This is a genomic window from Pelagibacterium lacus (assembly GCF_003345525.1).
Classification (GTDB): Bacteria; Pseudomonadota; Alphaproteobacteria; order Rhizobiales; family Devosiaceae; genus Pelagibacterium; species Pelagibacterium lacus.
This window is the reverse complement of sequence record NZ_QQNH01000006.1, coordinates 158,643-176,194: the sequence shown is the minus strand read 5'-3', so window position 1 is coordinate 176,194 and position 17,552 is coordinate 158,643. Positions and strand designations below refer to the sequence as shown.

12 protein-coding genes are annotated in these 17,552 nt (G+C 66.4%); 6 read left to right on the top strand and 6 right to left on the bottom strand.

Going from position 1 to position 17,552, the window contains the following annotated elements:
• Nucleotides 1-21 precede the first annotated feature (21 nt).
• From DVH29_RS06800 to DVH29_RS06790, 3 genes are all read right to left on the bottom strand, one after another.
• Entirely contained in the window at nt 22-1,605 is a 1,584-nt protein-coding gene (locus DVH29_RS06800) for a peptide chain release factor 3 (RefSeq protein WP_114645411.1), read from the bottom strand.
• Between the two features lie 203 nt (nt 1,606-1,808).
• Nucleotides 1,809-3,104: an isocitrate lyase gene (gene aceA / locus DVH29_RS06795; RefSeq protein ID WP_114645410.1), complete on the bottom strand. Its 1,296-nt coding sequence runs from the start codon at nt 3,102-3,104 to the stop codon at nt 1,809-1,811.
• A gap of 31 nt (nt 3,105-3,135) precedes the next feature.
• On the bottom strand, nt 3,136-3,351 hold the full coding sequence (locus tag DVH29_RS06790; RefSeq protein WP_114645409.1) for a hypothetical protein: 216 nt from the start codon (nt 3,349-3,351) through the stop codon (nt 3,136-3,138).
• Nucleotides 3,352-3,515: 164 nt separating this feature from the next.
• Here DVH29_RS06790 and DVH29_RS06785 point away from each other — a divergent pair, with 164 nt between their 5' ends.
• Together DVH29_RS06785 and DVH29_RS06780 are read left to right on the top strand one after the other, a co-directional pair.
• Nucleotides 3,516-4,916 carry a helix-turn-helix domain-containing protein gene (locus DVH29_RS06785; protein WP_114645408.1) on the top strand — a complete coding sequence of 467 codons (1,401 nt, stop codon included), beginning with the start codon at nt 3,516-3,518 and terminating at the stop codon, nt 4,914-4,916.
• A gap of 124 nt (nt 4,917-5,040) precedes the next feature.
• Nucleotides 5,041-5,469, top strand: a complete 429-nt coding sequence (locus DVH29_RS06780) for an organic hydroperoxide resistance protein (protein WP_114645407.1) — start codon at nt 5,041-5,043, stop codon at nt 5,467-5,469.
• A 69-nt stretch (nt 5,470-5,538) separates the two neighbouring features.
• Here DVH29_RS06780 and xylA read toward each other — a convergent pair whose 3' ends face one another.
• From xylA to DVH29_RS06765, 3 genes are all read right to left on the bottom strand, one after another.
• Entirely contained in the window at nt 5,539-6,846 is a 1,308-nt protein-coding gene (xylA, locus tag DVH29_RS06775) for a xylose isomerase (protein ID WP_114645406.1), read from the bottom strand.
• Nucleotides 6,843-8,309: a xylulokinase gene (gene xylB / locus DVH29_RS06770; RefSeq protein WP_114645405.1), complete on the bottom strand. Its 1,467-nt coding sequence runs from the start codon at nt 8,307-8,309 to the stop codon at nt 6,843-6,845. The genes xylA and xylB overlap by 4 nt, the downstream gene beginning before the upstream one ends.
• A gap of 82 nt (nt 8,310-8,391) precedes the next feature.
• Nucleotides 8,392-9,423 carry a LacI family DNA-binding transcriptional regulator gene (locus DVH29_RS06765; RefSeq protein WP_158541589.1) on the bottom strand — a complete coding sequence of 344 codons (1,032 nt, stop codon included), beginning with the start codon at nt 9,421-9,423 and terminating at the stop codon, nt 8,392-8,394.
• A 131-nt stretch (nt 9,424-9,554) separates the two neighbouring features.
• Here DVH29_RS06765 and DVH29_RS06760 point away from each other — a divergent pair, with 131 nt between their 5' ends.
• The 4 genes from DVH29_RS06760 to murJ all read left to right on the top strand — a co-directional run bounded on the left by DVH29_RS06760 (nt 9,555) and on the right by murJ (nt 17,548).
• The gene (locus tag DVH29_RS06760) at nt 9,555-10,406 is read left to right on the top strand and encodes a GNAT family N-acetyltransferase (protein ID WP_114645403.1); all 852 of its coding nucleotides are present in this window, start codon (nt 9,555-9,557) and stop codon (nt 10,404-10,406) included.
• Nucleotides 10,407-10,496: 90 nt separating this feature from the next.
• Nucleotides 10,497-13,199, top strand: coding sequence for a DNA mismatch repair protein MutS (gene mutS / locus DVH29_RS06755; RefSeq protein WP_114645402.1), 2,703 nt, complete (start codon nt 10,497-10,499; stop codon nt 13,197-13,199).
• On the top strand, nt 13,180-15,969 hold the full coding sequence (locus DVH29_RS06750; RefSeq protein WP_114645401.1) for a [protein-PII] uridylyltransferase: 2,790 nt from the start codon (nt 13,180-13,182) through the stop codon (nt 15,967-15,969). The genes mutS and DVH29_RS06750 overlap by 20 nt, the downstream gene beginning before the upstream one ends.
• A gap of 16 nt (nt 15,970-15,985) precedes the next feature.
• Nucleotides 15,986-17,548 carry a murein biosynthesis integral membrane protein MurJ gene (murJ, locus tag DVH29_RS06745; RefSeq protein ID WP_114645400.1) on the top strand — a complete coding sequence of 521 codons (1,563 nt, stop codon included), beginning with the start codon at nt 15,986-15,988 and terminating at the stop codon, nt 17,546-17,548.
• The last annotated feature ends 4 nt before the right edge of the window (nt 17,549-17,552 follow it).

The following is a 17,552-nucleotide window of genomic DNA, read 5'->3' as shown; positions in this document are numbered from 1 at the left end:
CGGCCGGTCGCGATCGCCGGGCTATGCCGTGATGCCGCGGTCCTTGGTGGCAAGGAAGGTCAGCTCGGGATAGTCCTTGGCGCAGCGGTCGATTTCCCACTGGCTGGGGGCGAGAAAGACCGGATCGCCATAGCGGTCCTCGGCGACGTTGAGCCGATGGATGGCCGAGAATTTCTCGAACTGGGTCTTGTCCTTCACCTTGACCCAGCGCGCCGTCACATATTGCGCCGGCTCGATGCGGATCTGCACCCCGTATTCGGCCTGGGCGCGGCTGGTCAGCACTTCGAGCTGCAAGGGGCCCACCGCGCCGACATAATAGCCGGCGCCCAGGGTGGGCTTGAACACCTGCACCACGCCCTCCTCGGCCAGATCGTTGAGCGCCTTGGCCAATTGCTTGGTCTTGGAGGCATCCGACAGGTGCACCCGCCGCAGCAATTCGGGGGCGAAATTGGGGATCCCGGTCACCGTCACGTCCGCCCCGTCGGTCAGCGTGTCGCCGACCGAGAGCGTGCCGTGATTGGGGATGCCGACCACGTCGCCGGCCACCGCCTCGTCGGCCAGTTCGCGCTCGCGGGCGAAAAAGAACATGGGGTTGGCGACCTTGAGGTCCTTGCCCGACCGCACGTTCTTGAGCCGCATGCCGCGCTTGAGGGTGCCCGACGCCACCCGGACAAAGGCCACCCGGTCGCGGTGATTGGGGTCCATATTGGCCTGCACCTTGAAGACGAAGCCGGTGCAGGCAGGGTCGCCCGGATCGACCGGCGTGGGCGCGGCGGGCTGGATGCGGGGCGGCGGCGCGAAGCGGCACACCGCCTCGAGCAGTTCGCGCACCCCGATCGACTTGAGCGCCGAGCCGAAATAGACCGGGGTGAGCGTGCCCTCCTCATAAGCGGCCCGGTCGAATTGCGGCAATGAACCGCTGGCCAGTTCCAGCCCTTCCATGGCGAGGGCGATCTGCCGGTTCTGCGAATTGGCGTAGCGGGAGGCGATGGCGTCCACGCCGGGCGCCTGGGCTTCGGGCTGGCCGTCCGGGGCGACGAAGCGGCCCCGTTCGAGATCGATCATGCCGGAAAAATCCACACCCGCCCCCACCGGCCACATCATGGGCACGGTGTCGAGCGCCAGGGTCTCCATGATCTCGTCGAGGATTTCCAGGGTGTCGCGCGCCTCGCGGTCGATCTTGTTGACGAAGGTGATGATGGGAATGTCGCGCATCCGGCACACTTCGAACAGCTTGCGCGTCTGCGCCTCGATGCCCTTGGCCGCGTCGAGCACCATGATCGCCGAATCCACCGCCGTCAGCGTGCGGTAGGTGTCTTCGGAAAAGTCGGCGTGACCCGGGGTGTCGAGCAGGTTGAGGGTCAGCCCGTCATGCTCGAAGGTCATCACCGAGGAGGTGATGGAAATGCCGCGCTTCTGCTCGATCTCCATCCAGTCCGAACGGGTGCGGCGGCGCTCGCCGCGTTCCTTGACCTCGCCGGCCAGATGGATGGCGCCCGAATTGAGCAGCAGCTTTTCGGTCAGCGTCGTCTTGCCGGCGTCCGGGTGCGAGATGATCGCAAAGGTGCGGCGGGTCTGGTAACCCGTGGGGGCGGAAGCGCTCACGCGTCTGGTCTCCGGCAAATGGTCATGAAGCCGCGCCTGACTATACCAATTCCCCGCCCGACAAAAGCCCGGGGGATGATTCACGTGAAGCGGCACGGCGCCGAGAGCGGTGGCGCCGCGGCCCCGAGGGGCGGAAAATGCTTCACGTGAATCAAAAAGCCGGGGAAAACCGTTTGGCGTCGCCTTCCCCGGCTTGTCCGCTATCAGTGGAACTGGGCCGTTTCGGTCGAACCGGCCATGGCGGTGGTCGAGCTGGTTCCCCCGCTCACCGCGGTGGCGACGGCATCGAAATAGGAGGTGCCCACTTCGCGCTGGTGCCGGGTTGCCGAAAATCCGCTGGATTCCGCCGCGAATTCAGCCTGCTGCAGCTCGGAATAGGCGGCCATGCCGCGCTCCTTGTAGCCCCGCGCCAGGTTGAAGGTGGTGAGCGAAAGGTTGTGGAAGCCCGCCAGGGTGATGAACTGGTATTTGTAGCCCATGGCGCCCAGCTCGCGCTGGAAGGCGGCCATCTCGGCCTCACCCATATATTTGGCCCAGTTGAACGAGGGCGAGCAATTATAGGCCAGCATCTGCTCGGGATATTGCTTGCGGATCGCCTCGGCGAACCGGCGGGCGTCCTCAAGGCTGGGGGTCGAGGTCTCGCACCAGATGAGATCGGCATAGGGCGCATAGGCCAGCCCGCGCGCGATCGCCGCCTCGAACCCGCCACGGAGGCGATAAAAGCCCTCTTCGGTGCGCTCGCCGGTGATGAAGGGCGCGTCATACTCGTCGACGTCGGAGGTGATCAACTGGGCCGCCTCGGCGTCAGTGCGGGCCATGATCAGGGTCGGCACGCCCAGGACGTCGGCGGCCAGCCGCGCGGCGTTGAGGGTGCGGATGAAGCTGCGGGTCGGCACCAGCACCTTGCCGCCCAGATGCCCGCATTTCTTCTCGCTGGCCAACTGGTCCTCGAAATGGACGGCCGCCGCGCCGGCCTCGATCATCGCCTTCATCAGTTCGAACACGTTGAGCGCCCCGCCGAACCCGGCTTCCGCATCGGCGATGATGGGGACGAAATAGTCGATATCGGCGTCGGACGCGCCCTCGAACCGCTCCATGGTCTGGATCTGGTCGGCCCGTTGCAGCGCCTTGTTGATGCGCTTGACGACGGCGGGAACGGAATCGACCGGATAGAGCGACTGGTCAGGATACATATTGCCCGAGCTGTTGGCATCCGCCGCCACCTGCCAGCCGGAGAGATAGATGGCCTTCAGCCCGGCCTTGACCTGCTGGACCGCCTGGTTGCCGGTGAAGGTGCCGAGCGTCGGCAGGTAGTCTTCCCGATGCAGCAATTCCCACAGCCGCCTGGCGCCGTTCTCGGCCAGCGTGTGCCGGATGGGCAGCGAACCGGCCAGCCGCGCGACGTCGTCGGGCGTATAGTCGCGCCGGATATGCGTCCAGCGGTCCGGCGCCCAGTCGGGAGCGGCAAAGCTCTGCGGTTCGGATGATTTGTCGAGCATAAAATAGTCCTCCTTGGAAATCTGGATTGGCTCAGCCGCGTCGGGCGAAGGTGGCGGCGATCATGGGGGTGCCCTCGAACAGGGGCTCGCCGTCCGCCATGGTGAAGCTGTGCTTTCCGGCGCGGTGGACGATGGAATACTGGCGCTCGGCGAGCCGCTGCGCCTTGTAGCTGGCCATCACCTCCGCCATCGACGGTGCGATGATGGTGATGAAGTCTTCGCTGGTGGTGTCGATCGGGGTGCTCATGGCCTGTCTCCTGTCAGGTTGTAGGTAAAGAATTGACAAGAAGCTGCGCAAAGGCAAGATTAGAAATGAAATCAGCGCGTTAGTGTGTAAAGCGCTGAAAAGAATCGGCTGAAATTCTGTAAAGCGTGTACAGTTCGGCCCCAAGACGAGGGTGGAGGAGCCCGATGGAACAGGACCAGTTGCAGATCGGCGGCCGCGTCAGGCGGTTGCGGCGCAACAAGAAGATCAGCCAGGCGCAACTGGCGGAGGCGCTGGAGATCTCCGCCTCCTATCTCAACCTTATCGAGCACAATCGCCGTCGCATCACCGTGCCGCTCCTGTTCCGCATCGCCGGCTATTTCGGCGTCGAGGCGGGGGAGCTGGCGGAAAGCGACGACGGAAGGTTGGCCGGAGACCTCATGGAGATGTTCGGCGACGACATTTTTGTCGATTCCGATCTCACCAATACCGATATCCGCGATCTTGCCACCCAGCACCCGGCGGTTGGCCGGGCCGTCCTCAAGCTGTTCGACCAGTTCCGCCATCTCGAGGGGCGCCGCGCCGGCCCGGGAACCGAGGTGCCCGCCACCGGGCACAATGTGGTCAGCGAGGCGGTCTCTGATTTCCTGCAGGAAAGCGCCAATCATTTCCCCACTCTCGAAGCGGCCGCCGAGCGGGTGCGGCTCGACATCGACGCCCGCGAGGAGGATGTCGAATCCGGGCTGCGGGACTATCTGTTCAATGTCTTCGGCATGGAGACCCGCCTCGCCTCCCTGCCCCATGGGGTGGTGCGCCGGCTAGAGGACAATGGGCAGGTGCTGGCCATTTCCGACACGCTCGAACCCGAATCCGCGCTGTTCGCCATCGCCCAGCATCTGGCGCTTCTGGTCGCTGACCCGGAGATCACCCGGCTGATCGAGGCCAGCACCATGCCGCAGCCCGATTCGACCGGCCTCGCCCGTAATGTGCTGGCGTCCTATACCGCCGCGGCGCTGATCATGCCTTATGAGCCGTTTTTCAGGGCCTGCCGCGACACCCGCTACGATATCGAGCGCATCGGGCGGCGGTTCCGCATGAGCTTCGAGCAGGTCGCCCACCGCATGACGACGCTCCAGCGCCCGGGCATGAGCGGGATTCCCCTGCATCTGGTGCGCACCGATATCGCCGGAAACATCTCGAAACGGTTCTCCCTCTCGGGCATCCACATTCCGCGCCATTCCGGCGCCTGCCCGCGCTGGAACGTCTATTCGGCCTTTCTCAATTCCGGTCAGATCAATATCCAGCTCTCCCAGATGCCCGATGGCCAGCGCTATTTCTGCATCGCCAAGGCCATCGCCAAGGGCACCCACGCCTATAACGCGCCGCGCCGCCACATCTCCATCGGGCTGGGGTGCCACATCAACCACGCCCAGGGGCTGGTCTATGCCGATGGCATCGATCTGCAAGGGCCCGGTGGCGCCGTGCCCATCGGGGTGGGCTGCCGCATCTGCCCCCGCCGCGAATGCGGCCAGCGCGCCCATCCGCCCGCCGACCACCGCTTCGAGGCCAATGATGCGCAACGCATGGAAAATCTGTATATGGGATAGGGGGCCGATGCCCGATGCGAACCGGGCCGGGACCTTTCGCGTTGACGGTGAGATCGAAGCCTAAAAGCCGGCGGCTTTTTTTCGATCTCGCTGCAGCCAATCGTTCACTCTACGGGAGTTCATCATGGAGATTCTCTACACCGCGCACGCAACGGCCAGTGGCGGGGGCCGCGAGGACGGACAGTCCAGAACCGATGACGGCAAGGTGGATGTCAGGCTCTCGACGCCCAAGGAAATGGGCGGGTCCGGGGGCGCGGGCACCAATCCCGAACAGCTTTTCGCCACCGGCTATGCTGCGTGCTTTCTCGGCGCCATGCGCTTTGCCGCCAAGCGTGACAAGGTCGACCTGCCGGCCGAGACGACGGTCAACGCCCAGGTGGGCTTCGGCAAGCGCGATGATGGCCAGGGTTTCGGCCTCAAGGTCATCCTCACCGCCGATGCGCCGGGCATGGAGGCCGAGGCCCTCAAGGGCGTGATGGACGCGGCCCATATCGTGTGCCCCTATTCCCACGCCACCAAGGGCAATATCGAGGTCGAGCTCCGCACCGCCTGAGCGGGGCAATATTCCGATACGGTGCGGCTGGATTCACGTGAAACCAGCCGCGCTCTGAACCGGCGCCGATCACACGAAGCGGTTGATCAGGTTTTCCAGATATTCCTGGCGTCCGGAGCGGGGTTGCGGGTCGAGCGCCTCCCGCTCCACCCGCGCCGCGATCTCCTCCAGCGTGCGTTCGCCCCTGAGCATGGCCTGTGCTTCAGCACCGTCCCAGCCGGCATAGCGTTCGGCGAGCAGGCGCTCATAGGTTCCGTCCTCGATGATCGCCGCCGCCGCCTTGAGGCCACGGGCGCAGATGTCCATCCCGCCGATATGGCCGTGCAGCAGATCCTCGGGGTCGATCGACTGGCGCCGTAGCTTGGCGTCGAAATTGGTGCCGCCGGTTGTAAAACCTCCGGCCTTGAGGATGTGGTAGTAGGCCAGCGCCACCTCGGGCGCATTGTTGGGGAACTGGTCGGTGTCCCAGCCCGATTGCATGTCGTTGCGGTTCATGTCGATGGAGCCCAGAATGCCATGAGCGGCCGCCATGGCCACTTCGTGCTCGAAGGTGTGTCCGGCCAGAATGGCATGCCCCACCTCGATATTGACCTTCACCTCCTGTTCGAGCCCGTATTTTTTGAGAAAGCCGTAAACCGTCGCCACGTCGTAGTCATATTGGTGCTTGGTGGGTTCCTGCGGCTTGGGCTCGACCAGGATGGTGCCCTTGAACCCGATCTTGTGCTTGTAGTCGATCACCATGGCGAGCATGCGCGCCATCTGGTCCATCTCCTGGCCGAGATTGGTGTTGAGCAGGGTTTCATAGCCCTCGCGCCCGCCCCACAGCACGTAGTTCTCCCCGCCCAGCCGGTGGGTGACGTCCATGTTCGCCTTGATGGTCGCCGCCGCATAGGCGAAGATTTCGGGGTCGGGATTGGTGGCCGCGCCGGCCATGAAGCGCCGGTTGGAAAAGAGATTGGCCGTGCCCCAGAGCAGTTTGACGCCCGTCTCGGCCATCTTCGTCTCGAAGATGTCGGCCAAGGCACCGAGCCGCCTGGTGCTTTCGGCATAGCTTTCGCCCTCCGGCCGCACATCGGCGTCATGGAAGCAGAAATACGGCACGCCCAGCAGGGTGAAGAGATCGAACGCCGCATCGGCCTTCTGCCGGGCCGCGTCCATCCCGCCATCGAACCAGGGGCGCTCGAACGTGCGTCCGCCGAACGGGTCGCCGCCTTCCCAGGCAAAGGAATGCCAATAGGCGACGGCAAAGCGCAAATGATCATCCATGCGCTTGCCCAAAACGATGGCGTCGGGATCGTAATGGCGGAAGGCCAGTGGATTGGTGCTGTCGGGCCCTTCATAGCGGACCTTATCCAGGCCCTTGAAAAAATCACTCATGCTTGCGAACGGGCCTCCTCGATTCCCCGATAGAGCGCGCGATAGCGCTGATACTGATCGTCATAGGCGGATTTGAATTCCGCCCTTGGCGTGATGGTCCTGCTGATTTTGGGCCGGGTGCAGACCGATTTCGGATCGGCCCCGGTGGCGGCAATCAGCCCCAGCCGCGCCGCGCCGAACGCGCCGCCGAAATCGCCGTCCTCGGGCACCGCGATCGCCATGTCGAGCACCGTGGCGATCATCTCCAGCCACAGCTCTGATTTCGACCCCCCGCCCACCGCCATCAGCGTGTCGATGGTCGTTCCCGCTTCGACGAGGACCCGCTGGCAATCGCGCACCGCGAAGGCCACCCCCTCCATCACCGCCTGCCCCATGGCGCGGGGGTCGGAAAGATGGGAGAGGCCGACAAACGACCCCCGCGCTTCGGCATTGTTGTGCGGGGTGCGCTCGCCGGAAAGATAGGGAAGGAAGATTTCCGTCCCCGGGCCCGTGAACCCCTCGGCCACGGTCTGCGAAAGATGCGCCGCGTCCTGGCCCACCAGCCTTGCGAACCAGTTGAGACTGTCGGTGGCCGAGAGGAACACTCCCATCTGGTGCCAGGTGTCGGGGATGGCGTGGCAGAAGGCGTGCACGGCCCCTTCGGTATTGGGCGAGAAGCGTTCGTTGGACACGAACAGCACCCCCGACGTGCCAAGGGAGACAAAGCCGGTGCCCGGCTCCACCGCGCCGATGCCGCAGGCCGAGGCGGCGTTGTCGCCCCCGCCCCCGGCGACCACCGGAGCATGGGCGATGCCCCAGCGCCGGCACAGCGCCTCCTTGAGCCGCCCGGAGACCGCGCTGCCTTCGACGAGATCCGGCATGGCGTCGGCGGTGAGCCCGGTCACCGCCAGAAGCGCCTCGGACCAGCGCCGGTGCGCGACATCGAGCCACAGGGTTCCCGAGGCGTCCGACATGTCCGACACATGCTCGCCGGTCAGCAACAGCCGGATATAGTCCTTGGGCAACAAGACCTTGGCGATCCTCGCATGGTTTTCCGGTTCGTGCTTTTGCAGCCAGAGGATTTTCGGCGCGGTGAAGCCGGGCATGGCGATATTGCCGGCGATGCGGCGCAGGTCGGGCAGGCGCTCTTCCATCTCCCGGCATTCCGCCGCGGCGCGGACGTCGTTCCACAGAATGGCCGGGCGGATGACCGCGTCGCTGGCATCGAGCAGCACCGCCCCGTGCATCTGCCCCGAAAGGCCGATCCCCTCGACGCGCGCCATCAACTCGGGATGGCTGTCGCGTATCGCATCGAGCACATGCAGCACACCAGTCCACCAATCGGCCGGGTCTTGCTCGGAAAACCCCGGCTTGGGGCGCGAAAGGGTGAGCGGCGCGCGCGCTTCGGTCAACGCCTGTCCCGCCGCGTCGATCAGCACGGCCTTGATCCCCGAGGTGCCGATATCGATGCCGAGATAGGTCATCCCGTCGCGCTTCCGGCAAAGTTTGATGTGCGTACCTCAAAATAATGCATGCAAATCCTGTCCTTTTGGGTGGCGCGTGCCGCTAGGGCAGATTGTCGCGCAAAAAGATCCTGATCTCCAACGGGCGTTCGGGCGGCGCCGCGTCGGCTCCCAGCACCAGCCGCCGCGCCATGGCGCAGACGGCGCGGATTTCCGCTTCCGGGCCCTGGTCGATCACCGCGTCGACCGCGCCCGAGGCGAGGCCGGCCCGGGTCGGCCCGGTCAGTTCGTGGGCGATCACCGCCACGGTGTGGTTCATCCCCATTTCGGCGAGCGCCGTCAGCATGCCCGCATTGCCGGCGCCGACATTGTACACTCCCATAAGGCCGGGATGGGTCCGGAGAAGGGCGAGGGTCTTTTCATAGGTGGCGGTGAAGGCGTCCTGGCCCTCCACTGGTCCCACGATCTCGAGCCGGGGATATTCGGCGTCGGCCACGGCGCGAAAGCCGGCGATGCGCTCAGCGTGGTCGCGCAGGTCCAGAGACCCGGCCACCAGCCCCACCTTGCCCATGCGGCAGAAGCGCCCCATGAGCGACGCGGCCGTGCGGCCCGCCGCCACATTGTCGATGCCGACAAAGCCATGCCGCGCCGAGTGGGGCAGGTCGGAAACCAGAGTGATGATCCTGATCCCCCGCCCTATGGCCCGCTCGACGGCGGCGTGCACCTCCGCCATGTCGATGGCGATGATCGCCGCGCAGTCGTGGATGTCCGGCGAAAGCCCGTCGAGCGCCCCGGCCAGCGCCCCTGGGTCGAGGGCCCTTATGCGCAGGAGATCGAGCCGCAGCCTTTCGCCGCGCACCTGCTGGCCGACCGCCTGCGCCGCTTCGGCCAATCGGTTCATGAACTGGTTGCTGCCCTCGGGGATGATGACCGCAAGGCCGATATCACGCGCCCGCGCCAGCATGGAGGCGGTGAGATCGCGCCTGAACCCCAGGCGCGCGATGGCCGCCTCGACCTTTGCGATGGTGGCCGGCCGCACCCCGGGGCGGCCATTGAGCACGCGATCCACCGTCGCCAGCGACACGCCCGCCGCCTGCGCCAGATCGCGCACCGTTACCCGGCCGGGAATCTGCAAGTCCACGCCTCCATCGATCTTTGAGGTACGTAAATCATCTCCCGCTTTGCCGGCCGCGTCAAGCCGGCTCGACCCGGCCTCGCAGCGCGAAAACATTCCCACGCCCGACCAACTGGGGTAAACACCATGCCATGATCCAGACCCCGGCCCTTTTGTCAGCCCGCATCCCCGATGCTCCCGCGCCCCTGGCGCGGCTGGGCCAGTTCGAGGTGCGGCTCGCCCGGACGGCCGCCGAGCGTCACGCGGCCTGGCGCCTGCGCTATGAGGTGTTTTACCGCGAGCGCGGCGCCGACGCTCCCTGGATGGATCACGATGCTCATATCGAGGCCGACCGCTTCGACGGGTTTTGCGAGCATGTGATCGTCATCGACAGCGCGGCGGAAACTCCCGACGAATCCCCGGCCATCGTGGGCACCTATCGGGTGATGCGCGAGCCGGCCCCCGGCCTGGGCTATTACGCCGATGGTGAATTCGCGCTGGACGCGCTGTTCGCCCGCCACAGGCATATGCGCTTCTGCGAGGTGGGGCGGTCCTGCGTCGCCCCGGCCTATCGCTCCATGCGCACCATAGAGGCGCTATGGTGCGGGCTGTGGGCCTATGCCGCGCGCCATGGCATCGACGCCTATATCGGGGCGGCGAGTTTTGCCGGCACCGATCCACGCCGGCACGCCCTCGCCCTTTCCTATCTGCGCCATTTCGCCGCCGCCGGACCGGACTGGTCGGTTCCGGTGCGCGGCGGAGCCGGTGTGGCGATGGACATCCTGCCCAGGACGTCCATCGACCGCCATGCGGCTTTGCGCGCCATGCCGCCTCTGGTGCGTGGCTATCTGCGCCTCAATGCGCGGTTCTCGAGCGAAGCCTTCATCGACCACGCTTTCGGCACCACCGATGTATTGGTCGCCGCCCCCCTCGCCGCCGCGCCGAAAGCCTATCGGCAGCGCATCGAGCGGGTCACCGGCATACGCCATCCCCACATTGCATGAGCGGTTGGCATGACCGGTTGGAATCGCCGGGGATTTCCCTTAGCATGTGCCATGATTTTCAAGGCTTTGGCAGAAGTTTTCTCGACCTAGATGACCCAGACAGCATCCCAGGCCCCGTATGCCGTGCCCGACACCCAGGGCATGACGCCGATGATGGCCCAGTTCTTCGAGATCAAGGCGGTCAATCCCGGCTATCTGCTGTTCTACCGCATGGGCGATTTCTATGAATTGTTCTTCGAGGACGCCGAGATCGCCTCGGCGGCGCTGGGCATCACCCTCACCAAGCGCGGCCGGCATATGGGCGAGGACATCCCCATGTGCGGGGTGCCGATCCATGCCGCCCAGGATTATCTGCGCAAACTGATCGGGCTGGGCCATCGGGTGGCCGTATGCGAGCAGGTCGAGGACCCGGCCGAAGCGAAAAAGCGCGGCTCGAAATCGGTGGTCAAGCGCGACGTGGTGCGGCTGGTGACCCCCGGCACGCTCACCGAGGACGATCTGCTGCCGGCCAGGGGCAATAATTTTCTTGCCTGCCTCGCCCGGCTGGGGGCCGATGGCGACGGCTTCGCCCTCGCCTGGGCCGATATCTCCACCGGCGACCTGCTAGTCGCAGATATTTCCGCGGATATCCTCGCCGACGAGATCGCCCGCATCGATCCCGCCGAACTGGCGGTTTCTGACCGGCTCGCCGACCAGTTTCTGGAAACTCGCGCCCTTTCCGCCGAGCGGCTGGCGACGATCAGCCGCCTTCCCCATAGCCTGTTCGACAGCGAAGCCGGCGCGGGGCTGCTGCGCGAAACCTTCCGCGGCGATGTCGACCCCACCGCCTTTTCCCGCACGGCGCGGGCGGCGCTGGGGGCGCTGATCGCCTATGTGGCCGATACCCAGAAGGGGATTTCGGTCTCCCTGCGGCCCCCCCGGCTCGAAGCGCTCTCGGCCCATATGCAGATCGACGCGGCGACCCGCGCCTCGCTCGAATTGCTGGTCACCCAGCGCGGCGAGAGCCGCGGCTCGCTCCGGTCCACCATCGACCTCACCATGACCGGGGCCGGGGCGCGCCTCTTTGCCGCCCGCCTCGCCGCCCCCCTCAACGACCCGGCCGCGATCAATGCCCGGCTCGACACCGTTTCCGCCCTGCTCGAGCGCTCCATCGAGACCGATTCCATCCGCAAGGCGCTGCGTTCCGCCCCCGACATGGCCCGCGCCCTGACCCGCCTGACCCTGGAGCGCGGCGGTCCGCGCGACCTCGCCGCCATCGGCAGAGGGATCGTGCAGGCCCGGGCGCTGGCCGCCACCCTCGCGACCTTCCCCGATTGCCCCGAGGGCCTCAAGGATATCGCCGCCGGGCTCGAACGCGCGCCGCAGATCCTGGCCGACGAATTCGCGGTGGCGCTGGTCGAGGAGCCGCCGCTGCTGGCCCGCGATGGCGGCTTCGTTGCCGCCGGCTATGAGGCCGAGCTCGACACCCAGCGCCGGCTGGGCAGCGAAAGCCGCAAGGTGGTCGCCGAGTTGCAGGCCGAGCTGGTCGATTTGACCGGCGTCAAGGCGCTCAAGATCAAGCACAACAATGTGCTGGGCTTTTTCGTCGAGGTTCCCGCCTCCCATGGGAATAAGCTGCTCGAGCATGAGCGCTTCATTCACCGCCAGACCCTCGCCAATGCCATGCGGTTTACCACCGGGGAACTGGCCGAACTCGAGGGCCGCATCGCCCGCGCCCAGGAAACCGCCGTCGAGATCGAGACGGCGATCTTCGCCCGGCTGCGCGACGCGGTGCTGCGCGAGAGCCGGGCCCTCGTCGCCGCCGCCGACGCCATGGCCGGGCTCGACGTCGCCGCCGCGCTGGCGACCCTGGCTGCCGAACGAGGCTATGCCCGCCCGGTGGTCGACCAGTCGCTGGCCTTCGCCATAGAGGGCGGCCGCCATCCTGTGGTGGAAAAGACCCTGCAGGCCGGCGGGAAATCCTTCGTCGCCAATGACTGCACCCTTTCGGCCCCCGAGACCGGAGATGGCGGCCAGCTCTGGCTGGTGACCGGCCCCAATATGGGCGGTAAGTCGACCTTTCTGCGCCAGAACGCGCTGATCGCCATCATGGCGCAGATGGGCGGCTTCGTGCCGGCCGTCGCGGCCCATATCGGGGTGGTGGACCGGGTGTTCTCCCGGGTGGGCGCCTCCGACGATATCGCGCAGGGCCGCTCGACCTTCATGGTCGAGATGGTCGAGACCGCCGCCATCCTCAACCGCGCCTCGCGCCAATCCCTGGTCATCCTCGACGAGATCGGCCGGGGCACGGCGACCTATGACGGGCTGTCCATCGCCTGGGCCTGTGTCGAGACCCTGCACGAGACGACCGGCTGCCGCGCCCTGTTCGCCACCCATTATCACGAGCTGACCGCCCTGGCCGGCCCGCTGGCCCGCGTTTCGAACCACACCATGAGCGTCCGCGAATACCGGGGTGATGTCATCTTCCTCCACGAGGTCGTGCCGGGGGCCGCCGACCGCTCCTATGGCATCCAGGTGGCCAGGCTGGCCGGGCTTCCCGCCCCGGTCATTGCCCGCGCTCGCCAGGTCCTCGACCTCCTGGAGGCGCAGGGCCAGTCCAATCCCGGCTCGGCCCTTGCGGATCTGCCGCTGTTTGCCCATATGCCAGCCCCGGCCTCGCCGCCGCCGCAACCTCGTGATAACCCCGTTGCCGCTATGGTCGAGGCCGTGCGGCCCGACGACCTTACGCCCCGGGCTGCGCTCGACTGGATCTATGAACTCAAGAAGGCTGCCCATGCCGACGGCGACCATTGAACCGATTGCGCGCAGAAAGGCTGCCCAGCCCGATGCCGAGGCGCTGGTCGCCCAGGTGCGCGAAGCGATCGGGACCGGATCGCCGGCTGGCCCCGAGGCGCGGGCCCTCCTGCTGGCCACCATACGCGGTGCGCTCAAGACGGCGCGCAAATCGGCCGAGCGCGAGCTGATCGAGACCCATAAGGGCACGCGCTGCGCCCAGGCGCTTGCCAGCGCCCAGGACGAGATCATCCGGGCAGTGCATTTGTGGGCCACCCGCCATGTCTTTCCCCGCGATGCCGCTATCGAGGGCGAGACCCTCGCCATCGCCGCCGTGGGCGGCTATGGCCGCGGCACGCTGGCGCCGGGCTCCGATATCGATCTCCTGTTCATCCTGCCGCGCAAGCAGACCCCCTGGGGGGAGAGCGTCACCGAATATGTGCTCTATATGCTGTGGGATCTGGGCCAGAAGGTCGGCCACGCCGTGCGCTCGGTCGAGGATTCCATCCGCATGGCCAAGTCCGACATGACCGTGCGGACCGCGACGCTGGAAAGCCGGTTCCTGGTCGGAGACCGGGTCTTGTTCGACCAGATGCGCACCCGCTTCGAGACCGAGATCGTCGAGCGCACCGGCCCCCAGTTCATCGCCGCCAAGATGGCCGAGCGCGATGCCCGCCACGACGCCCAGGGCAATACCCGCTATGTGGTCGAACCCAATGTCAAGGATGGCAAGGGCGGGCTGCGCGACCTCAATACGCTCTACTGGATCGGCAAGTATTTCTACCGCGTCCAGACCCCGGCCGAACTGATCGAGAAGGGGGTGTTCTCGAAGACCGAATACCGCGCCTTCCAGCGCGCCGAGGATTTCCTCTGGGCGGTGCGCTGCAACCTCCATTTCCTGGTCGGGCGAGCCGACGACCGGCTGGCCTTCGAGGTGCAGCAGGACATGGCCGAGCGGCTGGGTTACAACAACCGGGCCGGCATGCTGGGGGTCGAGCGCTTCATGAAGCGCTATTTCCTCGTCGCCAAGGATGTGGGGGACCTGACCCGTATCTTCTGCACCAGCCTCGAATTCGCCCACGCCAAGACGGTGGACAGCTATGGCAAGGCCCTGGCGGGCTTCCGCCGGACGCGCCGCCAGATTCGCGGCGAGCCCGATTTCGTCCTCGAGCACGGGCGGCTGACCGTCGCCGATGCGGAGGCCTTCCAACGCGATCCGGTCAACATCATCAAGATCTTCTGGGTAGCCGGCCGCGAGGGGGTGATGTTCCACCCCGATGCGCTCAAGCTCCTGACCCGCTCCATGCGGCTGATCGACAAGGCCCTGCGCAACGATCCCCGCGCCAATGCCTATTTCCTCGACATCCTGACCAGCCCCAAATCGGTCGAGCGCATCCTGCGCCGCATGAACGAATCCGGGGTGCTGGGCAAGTTCGTGCCCGAATTCGGCAAGATCGTCGCCCTGATGCAGTTCAACATGTACCACCATTATACGGTGGACGAGCACCTGATCCGCGCCGTGGGGGTGATGGCCGACATCGCCAATGGCGAGCTGACGGCCGAACTGCCCCTCACCCATGAATTGCTGCCCCATCTCTCCGATGTGCGCCTGCTCTATGTCGCCCTGTTCCTGCACGACATCGCCAAGGGGCGGCCCGACGACCATTCCGAGGCGGGGGCGACTATTGCGCGTCGGTTCTGTCCGCGTCTCGGACTGTCCGCGGCCGAGACCGACACCGTCGTCTGGCTGGTGCGCCACCATCTGGTGATGAGCGAGATCGCCCAGTCGCGCGACATCCAGGACCCCGAGACGGCGCGCAATTTCGCCGCCATCGTCCACAGCCCGCAGCGCCTCACCATGCTGATGATCCTCACCGCCTGCGATATCCGCGCCGTGGGGCCGGGCACCTGGACGGGCTGGAAGGGCTCGCTGCTGCGCGCGCTCTATTATGCCACCGAGCCGCTCTTGTCGGGCGGCCATTCCCAGGTCTCCCAGCGCGACCGCATCGCCGAGGCGCAGGACGCGCTGCGATCCGGCCTCGCCGATTGGGGAGCGCCCAGGCTCGACGCCTATATCGAGCGCCACTTCTCCAACTACTGGCTGCGCGCCGAGCCCGAGCTGCAACTGGCCCATGCCCGCATGATCGACGCCGCCGAAGCGAAACGCTCCGCTTTTGCCGGGTCGACCACCATCAAGGCCTTCGAGGGGATCACCGAGGTCACCTTCTACACCCCCGACCACCCGCGACTGCTCTCGCTGATCGCCGGGGCGTGCACCATGGCCGATGCCTCGATTATCGGCGCTCAGGTGTTCAACACCCGCGACGGCCACGCCCTCGACACCTTCCGCCTGCGCCGGGCCTTCACCTCGGACGAGGACGAGAAGGTGCGCGCCTCCCGCATCACCGATACGGTGCGGTCCCTGCTCGAGGGACGGCGATATCTCCCGGCCGATCTGGGCGTCGATTCGCGGCACAACCGGCGGCTCAAGCCCTTTTCGGTGCCCACCGAGATCATCATCTCCAACGCCCTGTCCAGCAAGTTCACGGTGATCGAGATTTCCGGGCTCGACCGCACGGGCCTGCTCTACCACCTCACCCGCGCCCTGGCCGACCTCAACCTCACCATCGGTTCGGCCCATATCGGCACCTACGGGGAAAAGGCCGTCGACGTGTTCTATGTCACCGATCTGGCGGGGGGAAAGATCACCTCGAAACCGCGCCAGAAGCGCATCCGCGACGCGCTGACCGCGGTTTTCTCCCCGGCCCGCCGCGAAAAGGCCTCGGCGTGAGCCGTCCGTCCCGCCCATGAGTCTTTTCCGCAACACGCTGTCGGTGGGCGGGCTGACGCTCGTCTCGCGCATTTTCGGCTTCATCCGCGACGCGCTGATTGCCGCCGTGCTCGGCATCGGACCGGCCGCCGACGCCTTCCAGGCCGCCTTCCGCTTCCCCAATCTGTTCCGGCGGCTGTTCGCCGAAGGGGCCTTCAACACCGCCTTCGTCCCCATGTTCTCGGGCGCGCTGGAAACCGAGGGGCCCGAAGCGGCCAAGCGCCTGGCCGGGCGCATCATGAGCTGGCTGGTCGCCGCCATCCTCGTCGTCACCCTCCTCGCCGAGCTCTTCATGGAGCCGCTGATGACCGTGTTCGTCCCGGGCTTCGTGGGCGACGCGGAAAAATTCGACCTCACCGTCTTCCTCTCGCGCATCATGTTCCCCTATCTCGCCTGCATGTCGCTGATGGCGGCCTATGGCGCGATCCTCAATTCCCTGGGCAGGTTCTTCGCCGCCGCCTTCGCCCCGGTGCTGCTCAACCTCGTCAACATCGCCGTGCTGGTGCCGCTGGCCATCCTCACCATCGAGAACCCCGCCGATGTCGCCTTCTGGCTGGGCATCGCCGCCATGGCGGGGGGCGTGGCGCAACTGGCGCTGGTCTGGGGCGCCATCCACCGGGCCGGCTTCGCCCCGGCCCTCTCCTGGCCGCGCTACAATGCGGACGTCAAGCGCTTCTGGCTCCTGGCGCTGCCGGCCATCGCGGCGGGGGGAATCGTGCAGATCAACGTCTTCGTGGGCACGGTGATCGCCAGTCAGGCCGACGCCGCCATCGCCATCATCGCCAATGCCGACCGGCTCTACCAGCTTCCCCTGGGCATCATCGGCATCGCCATCGGCACCGTGCTGCTGCCCGAACTCTCGCGCCACCTCTCGGCCGGACGCGACGTCGAGGCCCGGGCCAGCCAGAGCCAGGCCCTGCTGCTCTCGATGACCCTCACCCTCCCCGCCGCCACCGCGCTGGTCGCGCTGGCCGTGCCCATCGTGCGCGTGCTGTTCGAGCGCGGCGCCTTCGACGCTGCGGCGACCATCGCGGTCTCCGAGGCGCTGATGGGCTTTGCCATCGGGCTGCCGGCCTTCGTCCTCGTGCGTGTCCTGCAGCCGGGCTTTTTCTCGCGCAAGGATACCAAGACCCCGACCGTGATCGCCGGGGTGTCGCTGGTGGTCAATATCGCCGTTTCGCTGGCCCTGTTCCCCTCGCTCGAACATATCGGCATCGCGCTCGCCACCTCGGTCGCCGCCTGGGTCAATGTGGTGCTGCTCGCGCTATTGCTTGCCCGGCGTGGCCATTTCCGCATGCAGGGGAGCGAAATCGCCAGGCTGGCAGGGACCTCGGCCATCGCCCTCGTCATGGCGGCCTTGCTGTGGCTCCTGGCCGGCTGGGCCGCGCCGATCTTTGCCCCGGGCGCCGGCTTTGCGCTGCAGGCGCTGCTGCTGCTGGCCCTCTGCAGCTTCGGAGCGGGGCTCTATTTCGCGCTTCTCCATGTCACCGGCGTCCAGCCGCTGGGACCGCTTCTGGCGCGCTTGCGGCGCCGGGGGTAAGCGG